This is a genomic window from Caballeronia sp. LZ043 (genome assembly GCF_031451075.1).
Taxonomy (GTDB): Bacteria; Pseudomonadota; Gammaproteobacteria; order Burkholderiales; family Burkholderiaceae; genus Caballeronia.
In genome coordinates this window covers 1-426 of sequence record NZ_JARUXT010000074.1, presented here as the reverse complement: position 1 = coordinate 426, position 426 = coordinate 1, and the positions used below count along the sequence as shown (strand labels likewise).

Below are 426 nucleotides of genomic sequence, written 5' to 3'. Positions count from 1 at the left end.
CTGCGAGAACCGATCGCCTTGCGCGTCATACACATACCGACGCAGCCGCTGTCCCGGATCCGTATGCTCGACGATCCGGCCCAGCGGATCGTATCGATAGCGATCCACCCCCAACCGGCTATCGCTGCGAGTGACCAGGTTCCCGCTGACGTCATAGTCATACCCGATATGCGTCTCGCGATGCCCCGCACGCCGCGCGGTCTGTCGCGCAAGGCGCCCTGCGCTGTCGTAGCTGAACGCATGATCGAGTCCCGGCGCGAACTCAATCCCGCTCAAGCGGCTCGCCAGATCATGCGTGAAGCGGATCGGTTCATGCGCATCGATGCACAGCGTGCGAGCCAATCCCGACTCATCGTACTCATGGCTCAGCGTCTGCCGATAACACACCTCGCCGTTCAATTCACGCATCTCGCGCCGCTGCGTCTG

At 62.7% G+C, this 426-nt stretch carries 1 protein-coding gene; it reads right to left on the bottom strand.

From position 1 onward, the window contains the following. Positions 1-426, bottom strand: a 426-nt coding sequence (locus QCE64_RS37875; RefSeq protein ID WP_310009532.1) for a hypothetical protein, incomplete at both ends; no start/stop codon positions are given.